The following is a 22453-nucleotide window of genomic DNA, read 5'->3' on the forward strand; positions in this document are numbered from 1 at the left end:
ACCTCACAGAACATAGTGATCGATCAGTAGCGCCGCAAACAGCAGGCTCAGGTGAATAAGGGAAAAACGGAAGGTTTTGCGGGCCAGCGCATCCGAGTAGTTGCGCCACAGCGCAAAACCATAGGCGCAAAAACCGCCGCTGAGCAGCACTGCCGCTGCCAGATAGATCCACGAACTCATGCCGTAAACAAAGGGCATCAGGCAACCGGCAAAAAGAACCAGGGTGTAGAGAAACACCTGCAGCCGCGTGAAGGCATTGCCATGCGTCACAGGCAGCATCGGCAGGCCCGACTTGCGGTACTCCTCCACGCGGTAAAGGGCCAAGGCCCAAAAGTGAGGCGGCGTCCACAGGAAAATAATCAGGAACAGGATCAGCGCCTCCGGGCCCACATTGCCCGTCATGGACGCCCAGCCCAGCACCGGCGGCATGGCGCCTGAGGCGCCGCCGATCACGATGTTCTGCGGCGTGTTGGGTTTGAGCAGCAGGGTGTAGATCACCGCATAGCCCACGAAGGTGGCAAAGGTCAGCCACATCGTGATGGGGTTGACCCAGACCAGCAAGATGGCCGAACCCGCCACACACAACACGGCCGAGAAGACCAGCGCCTGCATATCCGACAGCTGTCCCTTGGCCGTGGGGCGCCAGGCGGTGCGTTTCATCTTGGCATCAATGGTTTTTTCCACCAGGCAATTAAACGCAGCTGCAGCACCCGCGACCAGCCAGATGCCCGCACTGGCTGCCAGCATGCGCAGCAGCTCATTGCCCGACGGCAGGCCCGGCACGGCCAGCACCATGCCAATCAGCGCGCAAAACACGATCAGCTGCACCACGCGCGGCTTGGTCAGCTGGTAGTACTGCACCAGACGCGACGATGTAGGAAGAGACGCAGCGATGCTCATGCCTTGGCTCCTGTGGCACCCACCGGGGTGCGTTGTACACGGTCGACTCCTCGCGCCAGCACCGTGCTGGAATCCAGCGCCCAGGTCAGCACCACCACCAGCGCAGCAGCGCCGCCCGTGTGCAGCACGGCAGCCACCAGCGGCCAGTCCAGCACCACGTTGCTTAAACCGGTCAGCAATTGCAAGGCGGCCAGGCCCAGCAGCCAGCGCGCCTGCACAACCCGCTGCCGCCCATGGGCTGGCGTGCCGTCAGCCTGCGGCCCTGGGCTGCGCAGGCGCCAGGCCAGCAGCACCAGCAAGGCCAGCACGGCATAGGCAAAAAGCCGGTGCACGTAGTGGATGGCTGTCAGCGCGGCAAAGCCGATATGGCTGCCATCCTTGAGCAGGCCCAGGGGTCGCCACACCTCAAAAGCCTGGGAAAAATCCATCTCGGGCCACCAGCTTCCCTGGCAAGCGGGAAAGGTGGTACACGCCAGCACCGCATAGTTGGTGCTCACCCAACCGCCCAGTACCACCTGTGCTGACACCAGCAGCAAAGCCAGCCACAGCAAGAAGCGCAGGCCCGGGGCCACCGGTGCAGGCCCTACACCCGCAGTGGCGCGGGTGTAACGCACGGCCTGCACGCACAGCAGCGCCAGCAACACCAGCCCTCCTATCAAATGCAAGGTAACGATCGCGGGAAACAGCTTCATGGTCACGGTCAGGGCGCCAAACGCGCCTTGCAGGCACACCCATGCCAGCGTCACCGTGGGCCACCAGGGGCTCAAGGCTTCATCGCCCGTTGGGGCGGCAGCGCTACGGGCCCGGCGGCGCTCGCGCCAGGCGGCCACGGTCAAGACGATGATCAACACACCCACACCGGTGGCCAGGTAACGGTGCACCATTTCCACCCAGGCTTTGCCATGTGTCACCGGCCCGGTGGGCATGGCCTGCTGCGCCGCCGAAATTTCACTGTGTGCCCCCAGCGGGCTGGCGTTGCCATAGCAGCCGGGCCAGTCGGGGCACCCCAGACCAGAGTCGGTCAGGCGCGTGAAGGAGCCAAACATCACCAGATCGAACGTCAGAAACAGCGTGAGTACCGTCAGGGCCTGCAAACGCCGCCCCCGGGAAGATCCACGGCTGCGCCACCACACCCACGCCAAGGGTCCCAGGGCAATCACGGTCCCCAGCAGCATCAAGCGCAGGAGCGGCGAGAGATCGTAGAGATCGGTCATTTCAATTCCATGCGACCGGCAGTATCCCAGGAGGCCGAAGCCCGCAGCAGGCGCTCCAGATCCCGCTTGGCCTTGGCGGCGGCAGCCGTGTCCAGGCCTGGGGGGAATCGCATCATCCAGTTGCCCATGGGATCCACCACATACAGGTGATCAGACAATGCATGGCCCGCCTCGGGCTCCAGCCACTGCGCCAGTGCCGTCGCATCCACGCGCAGCACCGTGGCCTCCTTCAGCCCCGGCTGGATCGTGTCGGGCAACGGCGCCCCATCGGTCACCAGCCACACCCAGTCCAGTCGATCCTTGTCCTTGCCCAGGCTCTCGCGCATCTGGCGCTGCAGATAGAGTTGCTTCTGGCAGGGCTCGTCGCACCCGGCAGGCGCCACGCTCACCAACAGCCACTGGTCCCGCAAAGCGCGCAGGCTGCCACCATGGCCATCCAGCGCGGTTGTGGCCAGGTCGGGCATAGGCCGCTGGGGCTGTACCAGCGTGCCGAAATTGCGCCGGCCTTCAGGCCGCACCACGTAGTAGGTGAAATACGACGCCACCACGGGCGATACGCACACCAGCAACAGCAGCAGCAGCTTCCAGCGGGCGCGGCGGCGTGTTTTCTGCGCAGCCCCGCCGGTACCTGCCGGGGGCGTGGCGGCATCAGGGCGTTGTGTTGCGGGGGCGGATGAAGCGTCGGACAAGTTGAAACCAGACATAAAGAATCGCAATCAGGCTGCAAAGCCCGAACCATTGGAATGCGTAGCCGTAGTTCTTTTCCACACCGGCACGAGCCTGTGGCCATTGGCGCAGCAAGCCCTCATTTTCGGCATCTGTTTGCAAAACGGAGACATCCGCCAGCGGCAACCCTGTTTCGGACTTGAACGCATCCAGGTCGAGATTTTGCCGGATACGGGAAGACCCCTCCGCCTGGTGGCCCCCTTCGAGCTCTAGCAGGCGTGTCGGAGGTGCTGCAATACGCCCAGTCAGCTCCACCAAGCCTTCAGGCGTGGCCACGGGAGGCAAAGCGGTACGGTCTTGAAAATTGCGCGGCACCCAGCCACGCTGCACCAGGATGGCGGCCGGACTGTGCTCAGGCTGCAGCGGCGTGACCACGATGAACCCTTGCCGCCCCTGCATTTGCCGATTGTCCAGAAACACCGTGTTGCGCGCCACCCAGTGCCCGCGCAACACCACCCGGCGATGCAATGCCTCCGCCGTACCGGATGCCACCATTTGTTCGAAGGCGTCGGCCTCCAGGGGCGGCAGGTGAATGCGGGCATCGATGACCGCTTGCAAAGCCTCTTTCTGGGCTGCGCGGTCGAGCTGCCAGCGCCCTAACGCTGCCGTGGCGGCCATGGTGGCCACGGCAGCAGCCGTGACCAGCCAGAAGCGGGAATCGAGGCGCACACGGCGCGGCGCAGTCACTGGATAATGTCCCCCATGATCATTCTGGTGATACTTGTATTTTTGGCCATTCTCGCCAGCCTTGGTGCCGCGCTGTTCTTCATGATGCGCGCTGGCAAGGATAACCAGGCCAGCGGCCGCCGTATGGCCGGGGCGCTGGCTTGGCGGGTAGGCCTTTCCATATTCTTGTTTGTCTGTCTTCTGTTGGCATGGAAGCTCGGCTACATCCAGCCCACGGGGCTGCCCGCAAGCCGCTGACGCCAAAGCCCACCATCCGCCAGAAAAAAAGGCGCCTTGCGGCGCCTTTTTTGCCTGCGAACCGGCCTGTTACATCCAGTAGACCAGCAAATACAGGCCCAGCCAGACCACGTCAACGAAGTGCCAATACCAGGCTGCTCCTTCGAAACCGAAATGGTGCTCAGCAGTGAAATGGCCCTTCTGCAGCCGCAGCGTGATGACCAGCAGCATCAGCATGCCCAGAAACACGTGGAAACCATGGAAACCCGTCAGCATGAAGAAGGTGGAGCCAAACACACCCGACGTCATCTTGAGGTTCAGATCGGTGTAGAGGTGATAGTACTCATAGCCTTGAACGCACAGGAACGTGACACCCAGCAGCACCGTGATCCACATGAAAGCGATGGTCTTGCCGCGCAGGTTCTCGCGCAGCGCATGGTGGGCGATGGTGAGCGTCACCCCCGAGGTCAGCAGCAGGGCCGTGTTGATGGTCGGCAACCAGAATGGGCCGACGGTCTGGAACGGCTCGACAATACCGGCGGGCGAACCCGTGGCACCAGCGGCCATGCTGGGCCAGACGGCCTTGAAGTCGGGCCAGAGAATGGCATTGTCCAAGCTCCCGAGGGCAGGCACCGAGTGGGCACGTGCCCACCACAAGGCCGTGAAGAAGGCGCCGAAGAACATCACCTCCGAAAAGATGAACCAGCTCATGCTCCAGCGGTACGAGAGGTCAATCTTGCGGCTGTACAGACCGCCTTCGCTTTCTTGCGCTGCATCACGGAACCACTGGTACAGCACGAACAGCCACCAGGCCAGTCCCAGGAACAGCGAATACTGCCCCCAGTCTTGTCCATTAATCCATTGGCTGGCGCCCAGGATCACGAAAAACAGCCCTATCGCCGCCATGATGGGATGGCGCGACTCTGCGGGAACGTAGTAGTACGGGGTTGCGCCGTGGGTTGTTGCACTCATTTCAGCTCCTGACTCTCAGTTTCTTTGTTATTCGTTCCATGGGCATGGGCCAAAGGGCTCAGACTATTAATTTCACTGCCACGATCAAAAAAGCCACCAGCGCGAAGATGGCAATCAGCCCGACCGCGATGATGTGCAGTGGATTGATGCGTTCCAGATCGTTCCGGTATTCACTGTCCTTGCGCAGCCCAATCAGGGACCAGGCGACCGCTTTCATGGTGCGCAACAGGGAACCCTTGCGCAGCACTTCGCCCTGCGGGTTATCGTTGTTCGCATCGCTGTGGTTCATGTACCTGCGGCCTCCAGCGCCATCAAGGGTGCGGGCGGCACAGCCGCTGCCGTGGTGGGCGCCGCGGGCGTCTTGCCGCCCACCTCGAAGAAGGTGTAGGACAGCGTGATCGTGGTGACATCCTTGGACAGCCGCGGATCGATCACGAAGGCCACTGGCCACTCGCGCTTTTCACCAGGTTCCAGCGTGTACTGGTTGAAGCAGAAGCACTCCAATTTCGTGAAGTGCGCTGCAGCCTGGCGCGGCGCGTAACTGGGGATGGCCTGGGCAGCCATGCGCCGGTTCTGCACATTCTGGAATTCATACATGACAGTGGTCAGCTCGCCCGGGTGCACCTGAATCGAGCGCGTCGCGGGTTTGAACTCCCAGGGGCCACGCGCATTGGCGTCGAATTCAACCGTAATGGTGCGGCTCTTGTCGACCTGCGTATTCAGCCCACGCCGCGCATCCGGCCCTGCTTGGCCATTGCCAGGCACCTGGCGCTCGGACAGCGAGAGGATGTTGATCCCCGTGGCTTCACAGATGCGCTGATAAATCGGGATCAGCGCATAGCCAAAGGCGAACATGCCCACCGTTATCACGGCCAGCTTGCCCACCATCCTGGCATTTTCGCGGCGTCGGTTCATGGCCCGTGCTCAGTGGCTCAGCACAATCATTTTGGCCATGAAACCCACGAAGAAGGTGGCGGCTACCGAGGCCAGCACCAGCGCCATGCGCAGGTTGGATTTTTTCTGTTCTACAGTCGTCATGGCTTTGCTCCTCAACCAATGATGCGGGTCGCCGTGGCGTCCAGCTTGGGCGGGTTCACAAAGGTGTGGAAGGGTGCGGGCGAAGGCACTTCCCACTCCAGCCCTTCGGCACCATCCCAGGGCTTCGAGGGGGCTTTGGCGCCCTTGCCACGCATGGCCGGCAACACCACGAACAAGAAGAAATAGACCTGCGCAAACCCGAAAGCAAAGCCTCCGATGCTGGCGAGCATATTGAAGTCAGCAAACTGCATGGGGTAGTCGGCATAACGACGTGGCATGCCCGCCAGGCCCAGGAAGTGCATGGGGAAAAACGTGATGTTGAACGAAATCATCGACCACCAGAAGTGAATCTGGCCGCGCGTTTCGGAATACATCACGCCGGTCCACTTGGGCAGCCAGTAGTAGGCGCCTGCAAACATGGCAAACAGCGAACCCGCCACCAGAACATAGTGGAAATGCGCCACCACGTAGTAGGTGTCCTGCAGTTGGATGTCGATCGGGGCCATCGCCAGGATCAGACCCGTGAAACCCCCGATGGTGAACACGAAGATGAAACCCACCGAAAACAGCATGGGCGTCTCGAAGGTCATCGAGCCTCGCCACATGGTGGCCACCCAGTTGAAAATCTTTACCGCCGTGGGCACCGAAATCAGCATGGTGGCGTACATGAAGAACAACTGTCCGGTCACCGGCATGCCAGTGGTGAACATGTGGTGCGCCCACACAATGAACGAAAGAATGGCGATCGACGAGGTCGCATACACCATGGAGGCGTAGCCAAACAGCTTCTTACGTGCAAACGCGGGAACGATCTGGCTGATGATGCCGAAGGCCGGCAAGATCATGATGTAGACCTCTGGGTGACCAAAGAACCAGAAGATGTGCTGGTACATCACCGGGTCACCGCCGCCCGCGGGGTTGAAGAAGCTGGTGCCAAAGTGGCGATCCGTCAGGGTCATGGTGATGGCGCCAGCCAGCACAGGCATCACGGCGATCAGCAGGTACGCCGTAATCAGCCAGGTCCAGCAGAACATGGGCATCTTCATCAACGTCATGCCGGGAGCGCGCATATTCAGGACGGTGACGATGATATTGATAGAGCCCATGATGGACGACGCACCCAGAATGTGCATGGCAAAAATACCGGCATCCATCGACGGGCCCATCTGCAGCGTCAGCGGTGCATACAGCGTCCAACCGGCAGCCGGCGCACCGCCGGGCATGAAGAACGAGCCCACCAACAGCAGCGCGGCGGGAATCATCAGCCAGAAGCTGAAGTTGTTCATGCGCGCAAAAGCCATGTCCGATGCGCCAATTTGCAGCGGAATCATCCAGTTCGCAAAACCCACAAAGGCCGGCATGATGGCGCCGAACACCATGATCAGGCCGTGCATGGTCGTGAGCTGGTTGAACAACTCCGGATTGACGAGCTGCAGGCCCGGCTGGAACAGCTCAGCGCGGATCATCAGCGCAAGCACGCCGCCCACCATCAGCATGGTGAACGAGAACAGCAAATACAGCGTGCCAATGTCCTTGTGGTTGGTAGCAAACAGCCAGCGGCGCCAGCCACTGGGTGCTGCGTGGTGGTGGTCATCGTGGTCGTGGCCGCCTGCGTGTGCGGGGTGGTCGAGAACTGCGCTCATATTGGATTCCTCAATGCTCTTTTCAACGCGGATCACTTGCCGCGCTGGGCCACGACTTCAGCAGGCTGCACGAGCTGGCCCGTCTTGTTCGACCATGCGTTTTTGGTATAGCTGATCACTGCGGCCAGATCCGTGTCGCTCAATTGTTTCCATGACGGCATGGCACCATTGGCAGCCCCGTGCAACACGGTCTGAATCTGGAGCACATGGTTAGCGTCTTTCACGATGGCAGAGCCATCGAGCGCCTTGATGGAACCGGCGCCCTTGCCGTTAGCCTGGTGGCAAGCCGCGCAGTTGGATGCATAGACCTTCTCGCCACGCTTGACAAGATCGTCCAGCGCCCAGACGCGCGAGGGATCGTCCCGCTTGGCTTCAACCTTCTTCATTTCGGTCTGAACCCACTGCGAGTAGTCCTGCGCGGACAGCACCTTCACATGGATCGGCATGTAGGCATGCTCCTTGCCGCACAACTCGGCGCACTGACCGTAGTAATCACCTACCTGATCCGCACGGAACCAGGTATCGCGCACAAAACCGGGGATAGCGTCCTGCTTGATGCCAAACGCGGGCACCATGAAGGAATGGATCACGTCGTTGGCCGTGGTGATGATGCGAATCTTCTGCCCCACGGGCACCACCAGCGGGTTGTCCACCTTCAGCAGGTAGTCCACGGGTGCATTGGTCACGTCGCCGCTGTTGGACATGGCGCGGTGGCTGCTGTCGAGCGTGGAAATAAAGGACAAGCCCTCGCCCTCGCCCTTGAGGTAGTCGTAGCCCCATTTCCACTGGTAGCCGGTGGTCTTGATGGTGAGGTCTGCATTGGTGGTGTCTTTTTGCGCCACCAGCACCTTGGTAGCAGGCAAGGCCATGGCGATCACAATGATGAACGGAATCACCGTCCAGACCACTTCCACGGTCACAGACTCATGGAAGTTGGCTGCCTTGGCACCCTGCGACTTGCGGTGTTTCCACATGGAATAAAACATCACCGCGAAAACGCCGATGAAGATCACCGTACAGATGATGAGCATCATCCAGTGCAGAAAATGCTGCTCTTCGGCGATGCGCGTGACCGGAGGATGCAGATTGAGCTGATTAACGGCAGGGCCACCCGGCAGATCGGACACGGCATGCGCCACGCCTCCCATCCAGGCGGCAGCCAACCACAGCACAGAGGCCAGCTTGCGGGGAATGCTCTTCATGGTTCTCACTTGTTTCAGCCTCTCAAATCGATTTCCAGTACCGCTTGTGCGGGACCGCGCTACCGGCTCGCCCCTGCCTGCGGCACGATCTTCGTGCGACAGCACACCGGCAGCCTGCACCGGAATGGATGGGGCCAGAGAAGTTCGTGAGCGGCGCGGCGCAGCAACGGCCCACGCTTGGCGCGCACACCATTGCGGCACAGCCCCAGAGGCTGGCGCAGTCTCCCCACAAGTTCCCCTGCTGGCATTCGGGGCGATTGTAGCGCGCCTTGTTTTAAATCAGAGCTTGGCGCAAATCATCGGCCGCGATCGGGGCGATTTGCGACAAATCATTGACAAACCGTAACCAACTTGTTCTATGGTGCTGATTTGCGCAGCATGGCACGCATATCCTGCAGGGACACTGCGCTGTGCTCTGCGACAGGTATCCGAGGCGCGGGCTTGAAGGCATGGCCATAGACGATCTCGAAGGTCAGCCCCAAACCCTCACCCGGCCGCTGCAGGCGCTCCTCCAGCGCCTCCAGCAGACGTGCATGCCAATGGCGCCCGCGCAGTCCAGCAAAGCGCTGCGGGTGCAAGTTGGCTCCCAGCTCCTGCAATTCCTGCAGCAAACGCTGCGCTGTAGGAAAAGTGAGCGTGATGCGCTCCATGTCCATGACCGGCTCGGCGAAACCCGCTTCAATAAGCATGTCGCCCCAATCGTGCATGTCGGTAAACGCATGGCCCGGTGCAGGCCAGCCCATAGCGGCGTAGACGGCCCGCAGTTCGCGCAGCGAATCGGGCCCCAGGCACGAGAACATCAGGTAGCCATCGACGGCCAGGGCATGGTGCCACTGCGCTATCAAGGCTTGGGGATCGGGCGCCATGTGCAACGCCATGTTGGCCCAGAGCATCTGCACCGCCCCCTGCGCAGGGCGTCCAAAGTGCACCGGCCCGCCTCTCCAGCGCGCAGCAGTCCACCAGGACTGTGCCAGGGCCTTGGCAGCCTGCGCCTGCAAGGGTGGCGATGTTTCCACCACGTGGCACGGGGCTTGCGGATAGCGCTGGCGCACCAGCGCATGGGCCTCCAGACCGCCGCGCACGGCGTCCCAGTGGCACCACGCCGCAGGGGCTTCACGGATCCATTGCAGGCGTCCTTCCATACGACGCGCTACCTCCTCGTGCAGCCAGGGGGAATGCGCGGGGGCTGCCGCATGCCAGCGCGCGGCGGCAACAGGATCGATGGTGGGGGGGCACTCTGACGGCATGGTACGGGGCTCTGCAGACTGGAAAAACCGCATATATTGACAGCATCATGCTGAGCCACATCGCATCAGGGCTTTCCGCCAGAGCGGGGCGCTGGGCAGCACTCCTGCCCAGCCAATGCGCCGTGTGCCATTCCTGGCCCACGCGGCGCGTGTGTGATGCCTGCGCCGCACGCTTTGCCCAGCCGCGCCGCCGCTGCACCACCTGCGCCATTCCTTTGCCATCCGGCGGGCCGCAATGCGGCGCCTGCCTGCGGCAGGCACCAGCGCTAAACGCCTGTATTGCCGCCGTGGATTACAGCTACCCCTGGGCCGACATCGTGGCCGAATTCAAGTTCCACGGTGATCCCGGCTGGGCTAGCAGCCTGGCCGCACTGCTGCGCAGCACTCCCTGGGCAGAGCCCGCCCTGGACGCCGCGCAGTTGGTACTGCCGGTGCCCTTGTCTCGCCAACGGCTGCAAGAACGTGGTTTCAACCAGTCGCTTTTGTTGGCCCGGCAGTTGGCTCCCCACAAGACCGACAGCACGCTGCTACTGCGCCTGCACGACACGGTGGCACAAAAAGGCCTGCCACGTACGCAACGCCTGCACAACCTTCGTGGCGCTTTTGCTGTGGAACCGCTGCGCACCACCCAGGTGCAAGGCCAGCGCATCGTGCTGGTGGACGATGTGATGACCACCGGCGCCACCCTGGAAGCCGCCGCCCAGGCCCTGCTCCAGGCGGGCGCAGCTTCAGTGGCGGGCCTGGTGCTCGCGCGCACCGAAGCACCCCTTTGATACGACTGCTTACTCCACTGGCTCCATATTCCAAACGAAAATACGCGCCATGTTCCACATCGTCCTGGTCGAGCCCGAAATCCCCCCCAACACGGGCAATGTGATTCGCCTGGCCGCCAACACCGGGTGCACACTGCACCTGATTGAGCCGCTGGGGTTTTCCATGGAAGACCGTCTCATGCGCCGCGCCGGGCTGGACTACCACGAGTACACGCAGGTGCTGCGCCATCCCGGCTGGACGGCCTTTTTGCGCACGGCGCAGCCCGACCCGCTGCGCATGTACGCCCTCACCACCCACGGCACGCAAACCGTGCACGATGCCTGCTTTTTGCCCGGTGACTGGCTGGTATTTGGCGCTGAAACGCGGGGCCTGCCGCCTGAACTGCGCGAAACCTTTGCGCCGGCGCAGCGGCTGCGTTTGCCCATGGTGCCGGACCAGCGCAGCCTGAACCTCTCCAACGCCGTGGCCGTGACGGTGTTCGAGGCCTGGCGACAAAACAGCTTTGCAATCGCGCCCGTGCCAGCCCCTCAAGCCTGAGCTTTACCCGCCCTGCTGCGCCACCACCGCCTGGGGCACCTGCTCGCTGACAAAATCCAGAAAAACCTTGGTGCGCGCAGGCAGCATGCGGCGCGAGGGCAGCGCCGCATACACTGTGTAACGCGAATAGATCCACTGGGGCAGCACATGGATCAGCGCACCGCTGGCCAGAAAAGGGGCCGCCAGCAGTTGCGCGACCACGGTGACGCCCACACCATCCAGCGCTGCGCGCAGCAGCAGCTCGGTACTGACCGACTGGAGCACCACGGGCGCATCCACTTCCCGGGCAGGCCCATCACCCTCCAGCGGCTGCAGACGCAAACGGCGCCCGGTATGGGCGCGCACGGCCTGACCCGAATCGCGCAGATAGTGATGCTGCGCCAGGTCCTCGGGCTCCTGCGGGACGCCCATGCGCTGCAAGTAATCGGGCGAGGCCACCACAATGGCCTCGCCCTGGAACAGGGTGCGCGCCACCACGTTGCCGTCAAAACCTTCCGGTACCACCATGAAGGTGACATCGAACTCATCGACCCGTGCGGCCACCAAATTGTCCGTCTCTATGTCGAGCAGCAGACGCGGATAGCGCGCACGCCAGTGCACCATGCTCGGCGCCAGAAAGTAGGTGGCCAGCGTAGGCGGCGCCAGCACATGCACGGTGCCTTGCAGATCGCGGGTGCTGGCGGCGGTGACGGCCTCAGCATCCTCGATGTCGTGCAGGATGGCGCGCACCCGCTGCAAATAGGCATCGCCGGCATCGGTCAAAGCCAGCTTGCGGGTGGTGCGCTGCAGCAATCGCGTGCCCAAGTGCTGTTCCAACTCAGCCACCATCCGCGTGACCACGGGTGGCGACATGTCCATGGCGCGGGCGGCAGCGGCAAAGCCGCCCTCGTCCACCACGCGGGCAAAGATCTTCATGGCTTGCAGGCGATCCATGGTTCAGCCCCCCCGCCCAGCACAGACCGGGCCTGAAGATGGTGCACTGCAATGCATCCACCTTCCAAGGCGATGCTTAGCACTCGCAGCCCGTGAGACTGGCATGGCCCAGGCCAGCGACCGCCGCGCAAGGGCCGCCCCGCCGCGCTGGCGGCGTCCCCCTTCCCGCATCGCGCAGCGAGGCGAGAGAAGGGGGAAGGTGCGAAGCACCTCAGGGGGATGGCACCTTATACCGCTGCACCGTAGCTGCGCGACAGCGACTCGGCCACGCAGGCAGGCTTGTCGCCGCCCTCGCGCTCCACCGTCACCAGCCAGTTCATCTGCATGCCATCGGGCGAAAGTGCCTCGGTGGACTGCAAGGTCAGCCGTGCACGCACCCGGCTGCCCACGGGCACGGGCGAGGTAAAGCGCACCCGATTGAGGCCGTAGTTGACCCCCATGCGCGCGCCCTCGATGGTGAGCGCTTCTTCGAAAAAACGCGGGATCAGCGACAGCGTGAGAAAGCCATGCGCGATGGGCGCGCCAAACGGCCCGGCCTTGGCACGCTCGGGGTCCACATGGATCCACTGGTGGTCGCCCGTGGCCTGCGCAAACAGGTTGACCTGCTCCTGCGTGATGGTGATCCAGTCGGTCACGGCGACCTCCTGGCCAACGCAGGCACTCACTTCGGAATAGGAATGGAAGGTTTTCATGGCCGCAATGTAGCCCCGCCTGCGGTGCTGCGATGTCTGCCGGGCGACAGCCCCGCGCGCTCAAGCGTCCAGCCATGTGCAGATGCCTTGCCATTGTTCGAGATCCCGCGCCACGCGGCCTGGTGCCAGGTCGAACAGCGTCAGCCCGTGTGCGGCCAGGTGGATGTAGTTTTGCGTATTGCGCAAATAGCCCAGCACCGGCAGGTCCAGGCTGTCCACAAACTGGTGCAACTGCTCGGCCGCACGGGTGCGTGCGTCCACCCGCATGCCCACAATGCCGACCTGCACCTCCCCAGCGCGGCGGTGCGTGGCCAGCTGGTCGAGAAACTCGCGCGTGGCAAAAATATCGAACACACTGGGCTGCAGCGGCACGATGACCTTGTCGGCCCGCTTGAGCACATCACTCAGGCGCCAGCCCTGCAGGCCAGCGGGTGTATCGAGCACTGCATGGCTGCAGCCTCGGGGCGGGGGCACGATGCGGTCGGCGCTGGCATCCCAGGCGCCAATGGGCGGCGCAGCAGGCGGACGCAGGCCCAGCCACAGGCGCGCGGACTCTTGGCGGTCCACATCGCCCAGCACTACCGCGCGGCCCTGGCTGGCCCAGTAACCTGCCACATGGGTTGCCAGCGTGGACTTGCCCACACCGCCCTTTGGATTGGCGACCACGACCACGGGCATGACGGTCTCCTTATTCCTAAAAAATTGAGCAAAATATACTTCTAACGCTTATTCATCAAGCGCTAGCAGCTATATTATCAATAGCAAATCAGGCATGCGCCCCGCCCCGCTTCACAAAAAACAGGCCGGCACCGACTGCCATCAGTACGCCGCCGAATACACGGTTCTGGTTGCGCATGGCACGCGGGCTTTGCATCATGCGGCGCAGGCTGCTGGCTCCCAGTGCGTAGCCGTGCATCACCGTCAGGTCGATCACCAGCGAAGTCACGGCCATGACGAGCAGCTGCATCCACAACGGGCGCGCATCCGTCATAAACTGTGGCAGCACGGCCACCATGAACACAATGCCCTTGGGGTTGGTGGCATTGGTCAGAAACCCGGTGGCAAAGCGCCGCTGCCAGGTTCCCGCAGGGGCCGTCACGCCGCCCTGCAGCGCATCACCCGTGCCTGCCCGCCACTGGCTCCAGCCGACGTAGATGAGGTAGCACGCGCCGAGCACCTTGACGGTGTTGAACGCCGTCTCCGACGCCAGCAGCAGCGAGCCCACGCCCGCACCGGCCACCAGCAGCAGCAAGAGCAAGCCCAGCTGCAGGCCCAGAATGGTGACGCTGGTACGCCGCACGCCATACGACAGCCCGTGGCTCATGGCCAGTACCGCCCCCGAGCCGGGAGAAATGGCAATCACGCAGGTTGCCGCCACAAAGGCCAGCCAAGTATGCAAGTCCATGGAATCAATCGCAGAAAAGCGTGGATCGGGTCGGTATCTTATCGACACGCTGGCCCGAGCGGCGCGCGCGCTCTGCTGGTGCCAAAATCACCCATGCCCGTTCTTTGTCTGTAGCGAAACCCATGTCCCACGCGCCCGCCTGGCTGAACTACGCCTTTCTCTACCTGGCCGCCGCTGTGCTGACCGTGCCGGTGGCGCGCGCGCTGGGGCTGGGCGCCATCATTGGCTACCTTGCCGCCGGCATTGCCATCGGGCCCTGGGGGTTCGCTCTGGTGAACAATGTGCAAGACATCCTGCACTTTGCCGAGTTTGGCGTGGTGTTAATGCTGTTCCTCGTTGGGCTGGAGTTGCAGCCTGCGCGCCTGTGGAGCATGCGCAGGCCGATTTTTGGGCTCGGTACCGCGCAGGTACTGGGCTGCACGCTGCTGCTGTGCGCGGCGGCGCTGCTCGCCGGCCTGCCCTGGCGCGTGGCGCTGGTGGGCAGCCTGGGGCTGGCGCTGTCGTCCACCGCCATTGCGCTGCAGTCGCTGGGCGAACGCAACCTGCTGCGTACCAGCAGTGGCGAATCAGCGTTTTCCATCTTGCTGTACCAGGACATTGCCGCCATCCCCATCCTGGCGCTCGTGGCGGTGCTGGGCACGGCCAGTGCAACGGGGGCGGCCCACACACCGGGCGCCGCGGCATTCGAAGCCCTCAAGATCGTCGGCGTGATCGCCGCCATCATCCTCGGTGGTCGCTTGCTGCTGCGCCCGTTGCTGCGCTGGATTGCGCGCAGCCGCACCCCCGAGATCTTTACCGCAGCAGCGCTGCTGCTGGTGGTCGGCATTGCCTACCTGATGGTGCTGGTCGGCCTGTCGATGGCGCTGGGGGCTTTTTTGGCCGGTGTGCTGCTGGCCGAGAGCGAGTTCCGGCGCGAGCTGGAAACCGATATCGAGCCTTTCAAAGGCCTGCTGCTGGGCCTGTTCTTCATTGCCGTGGGCATGAGCATCGACTTTGGCGCCATGCTGCGCGCGCCGCTCGTGGTGGCCTTGCTGCTCACCGGCTTTGTGGCGATCAAGAGCGTGGTGATTTATGCACTGGCGCGGGCCGTGAAAATTCCGTACCAGGAGCGCCCGGTGTTCACGCTGCTGCTGGCGCAGGGCGGGGAATTTGCCTTTGTGGTGTTCCAGGCCGCAGCGGGTGCAGGTGCGCTGCCGGGCGAGATGGCCTCGCTGCTGATCGGCGCCGTCGCACTGTCGATGCTGTGCACGCCGCTGCTCCTGCTGCTGATCGATCGCTTCGTGCTGCCGCGCTTTGCCGCCACGCTGCGCGCGCCTCCCGAAGGCGAGATCTCCGAGCCGCAAACGGCGCCGGTGCTGATTGCCGGGTTTGGCCGCTACGGGCAAATCGTGGCGCGCGTGCTGCTGGCCCAAGGCATTCCCGCCACGGTGCTGGACCACAGTGTCGATATTCTGGAAGTGGCGCGCACCTTTGGCTACCGCGTTTTTTATGGCGACGCCACGCGCCTGGACCTGCTGCGCATGGCGGGCGCTGCCCAGGCGCGCGTGCTGGTGCTGGCGGTCGATGCACCGAGCGCATCGCTCAAGATTGCGGCACTCGCGCGGGAGCATTTCCCGCACCTGAAGATCGTGGCGCGCGCCCGCGACCTCACGCACTGGAACGAACTGCGCGACCTGGGCGTCGAGCAGGTGCAACGCGAGGTGTTCGAATCCAGCCTGCTGAGCGCGCGCAGCGTGCTCGGGCATATGGGCCTGGAAGCCGCCGAGGCCGACGCTCTGCTGGTGCGCTTTCGCCAGCACAACATTGCACTGGCCGACCGCATGTACCCGCACCACAAGGACCAGGCCCGCATGATCGCGGTGGCCCGCGAAGGCCGCAGCCAGCTGGCCGAGCAGTTGGCCAAGGAGCGGGAGGAGCGCAACCTGCGCCATGCGGCAGGCAGGGGGTACCCGGGCTATGGGAAAGATGCGGAGGCGATGACCCCAGCAGATGAGTCTCCTCTCAATACTTCAAGCAAAAATGGCTTCTAACGCTTGATAGGCAAGCGCAAGCAGCTATTGTTTTGAGAGTATTAACCCACCCAAGCACCAGTGTGCGCGGTGGATGGGCAAGCGGTCACACCCGTTCCAGCAGCAGCGCAATCCCCTGCCCCACCCCGATACACATGGTGCACAGCGCGTAGCGCCCGCCCGTGGCATGCAGGCGGTTGACCGCCGTGGTCGCCAGGCGCGCACCGCTGGCCCCCAGCGGGTGGCCCAGCGCAATGGCACCGCCCCAGGCGTTGACGCGCTCGTCATCGTCCTGCAGGCCCAGCAAGCGCAGCACAGCCAGGCCTTGCGCAGCAAAGGCTTCGTTGAGTTCAATCACATCGATCTGTTCCAGGGCCATGCCGGTCTGCGCCAGCAGCTTCTGCGTAGCGGGAGCGGGGCCGATGCCCATGGTGCGCGGCGCCACGCCAGCCACCGCCATGCCAACAATGCGCGCACGCGGTGTCAAACCATGGTGCCGGGCAGCGCCTTCGCTGGCCAGCAGCAAGGCGCAGGCGCCGTCGTTCACGCCACTGGCATTGCCCGCCGTGACGGTGCCGTCAGGTCGCACGATGCCCCGCAGGCGGGCCAGGGCCTCCAGACTGGTTTCGCGGGGATGCTCGTCCTGGCTGAAGGTGACGGCATCGCCCTTTTTCTGCGCAAGGGTGACCGGAGTGATTTCGCGGGCGAAGTGGCCGGCCTGCTGGGCCGCTACCGCCTTGCACTGGCTGGCAAGGGCCATGCGGTCCTGGGCCGCGCGCTCGATGCCGTGCTCATGGGCCACATGTTCGGCCGTCTCGGGCATGGAATCCACACCAAATTTTTCCTTCATCAGCGGGTTGATAAAGCGCCAGCCAATGGTGGTGTCGTAGACGGCGTTGTTGCGCGCGAAGGCTGCGTCCATCTTGGGCATGACGAAAGGGGCACGGCTCATGCTCTCCACGCCACCCGCAATCATCAAATCGGCCTCGCCCGCCTTGATCGCGCGCGCCGCGGTGCCGACCGCATCAAGCCCGGAGCCGCACAGGCGGTTGATGGTGGCGCCCGGCACCTGCAGCGGCAGACCCGCCAGCAAGCTGGCCATGCGGGCCACGTTGCGGTTGTCTTCACCCGCCTGGTTGGCGCAGCCCAGCAGCACATCGGTGATGGCGGCCCAGTCCACGCGGGGGTTGCGTGCCATCAAGGCCTTGAGGGGGATGGCGCCAAGGTCATCGGTGCGCACACCAGAGAGCGCGCCACCATAACGGCCAAACGGTGTGCGCACGGCGTCGCAAATGAATGCGTGGGTCATGCAAGAGTCTCCTGTGTTGGGGGTGCCCACTGTATCCATGCCGCAGGTGCCCTCCTGCTGCATGCGGGACAATCGGCCTTATGTTCAATCCATCCCAGGCGGATGTCCGCCGCTTTTTTTGTGCCGCGCATGCCAAGGCGAGTACCCAGCAGCCCATGGAGGCCATCGAGACACTGGCCAGCCTGTGGATCGCTGAGCACCCCGAGTTCCACGCCGATCTGCAGGACGTAGACGCAGCCCTGGCACGCAACTACGACGAAACCCCGGACCGCACCAACCCTTTCCTGCACCTGTCCATGCACCTGTCGATCAGCGAGCAGTGCAGCATCGACCAGCCGCGCGGCATCCGCCAGGCGGTAGAGCTGCTGGCCCGGCGGCTCGACTCGCTGCACGACGCGCACCACGCCACCATGGAATGCCTGGGCCAGATGCTATGGGAAAGCCAGCGCTCGGGCCGCCCGCCCGATGGCGATGCCTATATCGCCAGCGTGCAGCGTCGGGCCACGCAGGACTGACCGGACGCGGCGGCCCCACCCCGACTCAGGCCTGCAGCCTTGGCGCCAGCCCACGCTGGCGCACTGCCGACCGTGCCACGTTGGGGGAGTCATGCGGCAGCAGCAACAGGTCGCAGCCCAAGCCCAGCCCCAAGAGCTTGCGCGCCACGCTGCCACGCAGCACATCAAACCAGGCCGTACGGCGCGGCTGGCCCACCACGATCAGATCAGCGGCCACGCATTCCTGCTGCACTTCCAGATGGCGCGCCAGGCATCCTCGGCCAATCAGCGTACCAACACGGTTTCTGCGGGTGTCAAACGAGTCCGAGAGCTGGAACATCTGGTCTTGCGCCTGCGCTTGCACTTCGCGCCGGTAGGCCTGCACCGTTGACGTATCGGCCTGAACACGGCGCATCCAGGCTTCCGTTCCGGTGTCGATGGCATGGAAAATTTCCAGGGCCGCCCCGGGCGCAAAACCGCTGGCGTAGCGCACCTGGGGCCGGGAGGTGGCGGAAAAGTCCACCGCTACCAGCACCTGCTCATAGTCTGCCTGGGCGGACTGGCGCACGACCAATACCGGGCAGGGGCTGCGCTGCAACAGCCGCGACAAGGCAGAACGGCGCCAGAACGGCCCGCGGTGCATGGTGTGGTGCACCACCAGCAGGTCGGCACGGTCGGCCTCGGCCATGGCATCGGCCATGCGCTGGCCCGAGCCACTGACAGCAGTCACCTGCACGCTGTGGCGCCGGGCCAGTTGACGCGCACGCTGCTCCAGACGGGCATAGGGATCGGCAAGCTGCAGCGGAGGGGTGTCGGACGCATACACAATGCGCAACCGGGCCTGGTGGGCGGCAGCCAGAAGGGCGGCACGGTCGAGGGCGCGCTCAGCCTGGTTAGAAAAATCGGTGAGGGCCAGAATGGTGTGGATGGGCACGGGCAGTCTCCTGGTCGGCAGTCGATAAACGGCGGGCGGCGCCGGCGGCTGCGTCATCGTGCATCTTGTGCAGGCGGTCAGGCAAAGGCACAAGGCATGCGGCCATGGCATGCGCAACGCACGGGCGCGCACCAATGGCAAAAAAACCCGGCGGTCTGGATGACGCTGAAGAAGGTGGGGGGTGCTTACCGCCGGGCCCAGGAATCTGCGGCCCGCACGGCTGGTTTCGCATCACCCATCCTTTGCAGCACACAGGCCGTCAGGGCTGCCGATGCAGGCAGCACGGCGGGCGTGCGAAGGGCGAAAACCAGGAAAGTCATAGGGTCATTTTAGGCGACCCACTCCCTCAGGGCAAGCATACCCCCCCGCACCGTGCCAGTATCGGGCGGCGCGCGCTATCGGGCGCTTGGGAAAGATCTGTTCACGGCCTGCAAACGGCCTGGGCCTGCGCATACAGAATCTCGCCGTCGTAGACGCCCAGGACCTCTTCACGCGTGCACTTGAGCACCATCAATACTTCGCCCTGGTGGGTCAGGGTCGTTGCGCTTTCATACTTCACCGTGGCCCGGGTGCTGTCGGGATTGAGACTGATGGCCAATTTTCCCAAGCGCACCGAAGCCCTCAACTGCATGGCATCCACGGCCTGGGCCGATTCGCGCTGTACTGCACAGATTTCGCGCCGTCCACCCGAGTGCACCGAGGCCGGTGCTGTGCTGTGGTCGGTCATCTTGAACGTCAGCTCCGGCCCGGCCAACGCACATTGGCCACGGTAGTCGGACCGTTCCGCCATGTCTGCCGCCTGCCTCACCACCCGGTCGACAGCGGCTACCGTGAGTTTGCCGTCAATAAAAGGCTTGACCACCGCTGCACCCGGCTTCTTGGGCGGGGCTGCTTCGACCGGCGCGGGCGGGGGCACCGGTTTGGGACCCAGCGCACAGGCGCGATCCGAATAAATGGAGCGCCCTTGCGCATCGGTGCACTTGTACATGTGCGCCCAGGCCAGGGGAGCGGCAGCGACCAGCGCCAAAGCCACGAAAAGGTGATGTGGAAAATGCATGGGTACGGGGCCAGCAGGCCAACTCAAGCGAAAAACCGCCGCTGGCACAAGCTCCATGCTCCCGCTCAGCACTCCCATGAACACACCAGTGCGGCCATCGGGTGCGTCGATTCTATGTTCGCCGCAGCGGCATCCGCTCCCAAAAAACAAAACCCGCCAAAGGCGGGTTTTGCGAAGGAGAGCGTTTTGAGCGGTCAGCGAAAGCGCGGCTGCGGCACCACCTGCAGGTCGCCATCGACCTTGCCGATATAGCCCGCCAGCGCCTTCAGCTCTGCATTGCTGAACTGGCCCGCGATGCCAGCCATCACACCGTTGTTGCGACCTACGTGCGGATTATTTTCAGTTTTGTAGGACTTGAGTGCGACAAACAGGTAGTCCGCGTGCTGACCTGCGATCTTGGGGTACGACGGGTCAATGGGCTTGGCAAAGTTGTCGCCGTGGCAGGACACGCAGGCACCCTTCTGTAACAGGGCCGTCACTTGTGCATGGGGTTCGCGTGCTGGCTTGGCCGGCAGTTCGACGGTCGTCTTGGCATGCTGTGCGTAGTAAACGGACAGATCAGCAATATCCTGGTCCGTCAGCGAGACGGCGATGCCGCGCATGGTGGGGTGCTTGCGGTCACCCTTTTGGTAGGCGTGCAGAGCCGAGGCAATGTAGCCCGCACTCTGGCCCGAAATCTTGGGCACCTTGTACACCTCGGGAAAGCTCGACTGATAGCCTACGATGCCGTGGCAGCCGATGCACATGGCTATTTTTTGCTCTCCCGCCTTGACGTCGCCCTGTACTTCTTGGGCATGGGAAAGTGCCGTCCCGCAGGCGACAGCAAGGGCAAATAGCGTGGTCAACGTCTTGTTCATTTTGCGCGCACAATCTTGAAAGAGTGAAGCTCAGGGGGCTCAGATTTTGTTGGCGATTATAGCCAGCAGCTGTCAAGCCCATTTGTCAACGTTCCCGCAATCTATTCCATGAAATTTCAAGGCTCAGAAAACTACGTCGCGACCCAGGACCTGATGCTGGCCGTCAACGCCGCCATCACGCTGCAGCGCCCCCTGCTCATCAAGGGAGAACCTGGCACCGGCAAGACCATGCTGGCCGAAGAAGTGGCCCAGTCCCTGGGCATGCCGCTGCTGCAATGGCACATCAAGTCCACCACCAAAGCGCAGCAAGGTCTGTACGAATACGACGCCGTGAGCCGTCTGCGCGACAGCCAGCTCAATGATGGCGAGAACGCCCAGCGCGTGAAAGATATCCGCAACTACATCATCCAGGGCGTGCTGTGGCAGGCCTTCACGGCAGACCAGCCGGTGGCCCTGCTGATCGACGAGATCGACAAGGCCGACATCGAATTCCCGAACGATCTGCTGCGCGAGATCGACCGCATGGAGTTTTACTGCTACGAGACGCGCGAACTCATCAAGGCCAAGCACCGACCACTGGTGTTCATCACCTCGAACAACGAGAAAGAGCTGCCCGACGCGTTTTTGCGCCGCTGCTTCTTCCACTTCATCAAGTTCCCCGAGGCGGACACGATGCGGCAGATCGTGAACGTGCACTTCCCCACGCTCAAGAGCGAATTGCTGGGCGTGGCGATGAAAACCTTCTACGACGTGCGCAATCTGCCGGGCCTGAAGAAGAAGCCCTCGACCAGCGAGCTGCTCGACTGGCTCAAGCTGCTGGTGGCCGAAGACATTCCGCTCACCGCCCTGCAAAGCGCGGACAACAAGGTGTCGGTGCCGCCGCTGGTGGGCGCGCTGCTCAAGAACGAGCAGGACGTAAGCCTGTTCGAAAAGCTCGTTTTCATGAACCAGAGGAACCGTTGAGTCCGGGAGCCTGTCCATGCGTTTTATAGAGCCCCTCGTGATGTGCCAAAACGGCGTGCGCCTCGAGCCCCTGGTCCTGGAGCACGAAGAGGGCCTGCGCGCCGCAGCAGCCGACGGCGCACTGTGGAAGCTGCGCATCACCTCGGTGCCCGAGCCGCAGGACACGCGCGCCTACATCGAAACAGCGCTGCAAATGCGTGCAGACGGCAATCGCTTTGCCTTTGCCGTGTGCGATGACGCAACGGGTGAGGTGCTGGGCAGCACCAGCTTCCATGACATCCTGCCCACCGTCAAAAGGGTGGAAATTGGCTACACCTGGTACCGCAAAAGCGTGCAGCGCAGCCACGTCAACACCACCTGCAAACTGCTGATGATGGGCCACGCCTTTGACCAGCTTGGCTGCAACGTCGTGGGCTGGCGCACGGACAACTACAACTTCGCCTCGCAGCGCGCCATCGAGCGCCTGGGCGCCCGGAAAGACGGCGTCATCCGTGGCCATGCACTGCGACGCGACGGCACGATCCGCGACACGGTCATGTACAGCATGCGTGCCGGTGAATGGCCCGAAGCCCGGGCACAATTGCTATATCTTTTAGAGCTTCATGCGCAGGCTGCATAAGCGCTAGAGACCAAAAACATGCAAA

General features: G+C 63.3%; 26 protein-coding genes. 7 read left to right on the plus strand and 19 right to left on the minus strand.

The features are described 5' to 3' along the window. Positions 1 to 3 precede the first annotated feature (3 nt). The 4 genes from cyoE to C8D04_RS09760 are packed head-to-tail and all read right to left on the minus strand — an operon-like array spanning position 4 to position 3458. Positions 4 to 900, minus strand: a complete 897-nt coding sequence (cyoE, locus tag C8D04_RS09745) for a heme o synthase (RefSeq protein WP_116004663.1) — start codon at positions 898 to 900, stop codon at positions 4 to 6. Continuing rightward, positions 897 to 2114: a COX15/CtaA family protein gene (locus C8D04_RS09750; protein WP_116004664.1), complete on the minus strand. Its 1218-nt coding sequence runs from the start codon at positions 2112 to 2114 to the stop codon at positions 897 to 899. Before C8D04_RS09750 ends, cyoE begins: the two co-directional genes overlap by 4 nt. Next, complete coding sequence (locus tag C8D04_RS09755; RefSeq protein ID WP_116004665.1) at positions 2111 to 2818, minus strand: hypothetical protein; 708 nt, start codon at positions 2816 to 2818, stop codon at positions 2111 to 2113. Before C8D04_RS09755 ends, C8D04_RS09750 begins: the two co-directional genes overlap by 4 nt. Next, positions 2763 to 3458: an SURF1 family protein gene (locus C8D04_RS09760; protein ID WP_116006125.1), complete on the minus strand. Its 696-nt coding sequence runs from the start codon at positions 3456 to 3458 to the stop codon at positions 2763 to 2765. The genes C8D04_RS09755 and C8D04_RS09760 overlap by 56 nt, the downstream gene beginning before the upstream one ends. A gap of 84 nt (positions 3459 to 3542) precedes the next feature. Between C8D04_RS09760 and C8D04_RS09765 the strand changes: the two genes are divergently transcribed. Then, complete coding sequence (locus C8D04_RS09765) at positions 3543 to 3764, plus strand: twin transmembrane helix small protein (RefSeq protein WP_199562992.1); 222 nt, start codon at positions 3543 to 3545, stop codon at positions 3762 to 3764. A gap of 69 nt (positions 3765 to 3833) precedes the next feature. On the opposite strand, the gene C8D04_RS09770 is transcribed toward C8D04_RS09765, so the two are convergent. The 7 genes from C8D04_RS09770 to C8D04_RS09795 all read right to left on the minus strand — a co-directional run bounded on the left by C8D04_RS09770 (position 3834) and on the right by C8D04_RS09795 (position 9845). After that, the gene (locus tag C8D04_RS09770) at positions 3834 to 4715 is read right to left on the minus strand and encodes a cytochrome c oxidase subunit 3 (RefSeq protein WP_116004667.1); all 882 of its coding nucleotides are present in this window, start codon (positions 4713 to 4715) and stop codon (positions 3834 to 3836) included. Positions 4716 to 4773: 58 nt separating this feature from the next. Continuing rightward, positions 4774 to 5004 (minus strand): DUF2970 domain-containing protein, encoded by a 231-nt coding sequence (locus C8D04_RS09775; RefSeq protein ID WP_116004668.1) that lies wholly within the window; start codon positions 5002 to 5004, stop codon positions 4774 to 4776. Next, positions 5001 to 5630, minus strand: a complete 630-nt coding sequence (locus tag C8D04_RS09780; RefSeq protein WP_116004669.1) for a cytochrome c oxidase assembly protein — start codon at positions 5628 to 5630, stop codon at positions 5001 to 5003. Before C8D04_RS09780 ends, C8D04_RS09775 begins: the two co-directional genes overlap by 4 nt. 9 nt (positions 5631 to 5639) lie before the next feature. Continuing rightward, positions 5640 to 5753, minus strand: a complete 114-nt coding sequence (locus C8D04_RS18970) for a cytochrome oxidase small assembly protein (RefSeq protein ID WP_233521152.1) — start codon at positions 5751 to 5753, stop codon at positions 5640 to 5642. An 11-nt stretch (positions 5754 to 5764) separates the two neighbouring features. Then, positions 5765 to 7396, minus strand: a complete 1632-nt coding sequence (ctaD, locus tag C8D04_RS09785) for a cytochrome c oxidase subunit I (RefSeq protein WP_116006126.1) — start codon at positions 7394 to 7396, stop codon at positions 5765 to 5767. 32 nt (positions 7397 to 7428) lie between these two features. Beyond that, positions 7429 to 8598 (minus strand): cytochrome c oxidase subunit II, encoded by a 1170-nt coding sequence (gene coxB, locus C8D04_RS09790; protein ID WP_116004670.1) that lies wholly within the window; start codon positions 8596 to 8598, stop codon positions 7429 to 7431. Positions 8599 to 8954: 356 nt separating this feature from the next. After that, on the minus strand, positions 8955 to 9845 hold the full coding sequence (locus C8D04_RS09795; RefSeq protein WP_116004671.1) for a biotin synthase: 891 nt from the start codon (positions 9843 to 9845) through the stop codon (positions 8955 to 8957). 47 nt (positions 9846 to 9892) lie between these two features. Between C8D04_RS09795 and C8D04_RS09800 the strand changes: the two genes are divergently transcribed. Then, the gene (locus C8D04_RS09800) at positions 9893 to 10618 is read left to right on the plus strand and encodes a phosphoribosyltransferase family protein (protein WP_116004672.1); all 726 of its coding nucleotides are present in this window, start codon (positions 9893 to 9895) and stop codon (positions 10616 to 10618) included. A 49-nt stretch (positions 10619 to 10667) separates the two neighbouring features. Next, positions 10668 to 11156 carry a tRNA (cytidine(34)-2'-O)-methyltransferase gene (locus C8D04_RS09805; protein ID WP_116004673.1) on the plus strand — a complete coding sequence of 163 codons (489 nt, stop codon included), beginning with the start codon at positions 10668 to 10670 and terminating at the stop codon, positions 11154 to 11156. A gap of 3 nt (positions 11157 to 11159) precedes the next feature. Here the strand turns inward: C8D04_RS09805 and C8D04_RS09810 are convergent, their stop codons facing one another. From C8D04_RS09810 to C8D04_RS09825, 4 genes are all read right to left on the minus strand, one after another. Then, the gene (locus tag C8D04_RS09810) at positions 11160 to 12089 is read right to left on the minus strand and encodes a LysR family transcriptional regulator (protein ID WP_116004674.1); all 930 of its coding nucleotides are present in this window, start codon (positions 12087 to 12089) and stop codon (positions 11160 to 11162) included. 227 nt (positions 12090 to 12316) lie between these two features. After that, a complete protein-coding gene (locus C8D04_RS09815; protein WP_116004675.1) occupies positions 12317 to 12781 on the minus strand; it encodes a MaoC family dehydratase in 465 nt (154 codons plus the stop codon). A 60-nt stretch (positions 12782 to 12841) separates the two neighbouring features. Further along, a complete protein-coding gene (locus tag C8D04_RS09820) occupies positions 12842 to 13459 on the minus strand; it encodes a ParA family protein (RefSeq protein ID WP_116004676.1) in 618 nt (205 codons plus the stop codon). An 88-nt stretch (positions 13460 to 13547) separates the two neighbouring features. After that, positions 13548 to 14186 (minus strand): LysE family transporter, encoded by a 639-nt coding sequence (locus C8D04_RS09825; protein ID WP_116004677.1) that lies wholly within the window; start codon positions 14184 to 14186, stop codon positions 13548 to 13550. Positions 14187 to 14308: 122 nt separating this feature from the next. Between C8D04_RS09825 and kefC the strand changes: the two genes are divergently transcribed. Beyond that, positions 14309 to 16216: a glutathione-regulated potassium-efflux system protein KefC gene (kefC, locus tag C8D04_RS09830; RefSeq protein ID WP_116004678.1), complete on the plus strand. Its 1908-nt coding sequence runs from the start codon at positions 14309 to 14311 to the stop codon at positions 16214 to 16216. An 85-nt stretch (positions 16217 to 16301) separates the two neighbouring features. Here the strand turns inward: kefC and pcaF are convergent, their stop codons facing one another. Next, positions 16302 to 17504: a 3-oxoadipyl-CoA thiolase gene (gene pcaF / locus C8D04_RS09835; RefSeq protein WP_116006127.1), complete on the minus strand. Its 1203-nt coding sequence runs from the start codon at positions 17502 to 17504 to the stop codon at positions 16302 to 16304. A gap of 80 nt (positions 17505 to 17584) precedes the next feature. On the opposite strand from pcaF, the gene C8D04_RS09840 reads away from it, so the two are divergent. Continuing rightward, entirely contained in the window at positions 17585 to 18019 is a 435-nt protein-coding gene (locus tag C8D04_RS09840) for a DUF1841 family protein (RefSeq protein ID WP_116004679.1), read from the plus strand. A gap of 25 nt (positions 18020 to 18044) precedes the next feature. On the opposite strand, the gene C8D04_RS09845 is transcribed toward C8D04_RS09840, so the two are convergent. The 3 genes from C8D04_RS09845 to C8D04_RS09855 form a co-directional block, all read right to left on the minus strand. After that, entirely contained in the window at positions 18045 to 18932 is an 888-nt protein-coding gene (locus C8D04_RS09845) for a universal stress protein (RefSeq protein WP_116004680.1), read from the minus strand. Positions 18933 to 19353: 421 nt separating this feature from the next. After that, the gene (locus C8D04_RS09850; RefSeq protein ID WP_158550298.1) at positions 19354 to 19989 is read right to left on the minus strand and encodes a DUF4124 domain-containing protein; all 636 of its coding nucleotides are present in this window, start codon (positions 19987 to 19989) and stop codon (positions 19354 to 19356) included. 194 nt (positions 19990 to 20183) lie between these two features. After that, positions 20184 to 20846, minus strand: a complete 663-nt coding sequence (locus C8D04_RS09855) for a c-type cytochrome (protein ID WP_116004682.1) — start codon at positions 20844 to 20846, stop codon at positions 20184 to 20186. 108 nt (positions 20847 to 20954) lie between these two features. On the opposite strand from C8D04_RS09855, the gene C8D04_RS09860 reads away from it, so the two are divergent. Both C8D04_RS09860 and C8D04_RS09865 read left to right on the plus strand, forming a co-directional pair. Then, the gene (locus tag C8D04_RS09860; protein WP_116004683.1) at positions 20955 to 21809 is read left to right on the plus strand and encodes a MoxR family ATPase; all 855 of its coding nucleotides are present in this window, start codon (positions 20955 to 20957) and stop codon (positions 21807 to 21809) included. A 16-nt stretch (positions 21810 to 21825) separates the two neighbouring features. Beyond that, positions 21826 to 22428: a GNAT family protein gene (locus tag C8D04_RS09865; protein WP_116004684.1), complete on the plus strand. Its 603-nt coding sequence runs from the start codon at positions 21826 to 21828 to the stop codon at positions 22426 to 22428. Positions 22429 to 22453: the final 25 nt, after the last annotated feature.

Origin of the sequence: Simplicispira sp. 125, assembly GCF_003096555.1 — a bacterium.
Taxonomy (GTDB): Bacteria; Pseudomonadota; Gammaproteobacteria; order Burkholderiales; family Burkholderiaceae_C; genus Simplicispira.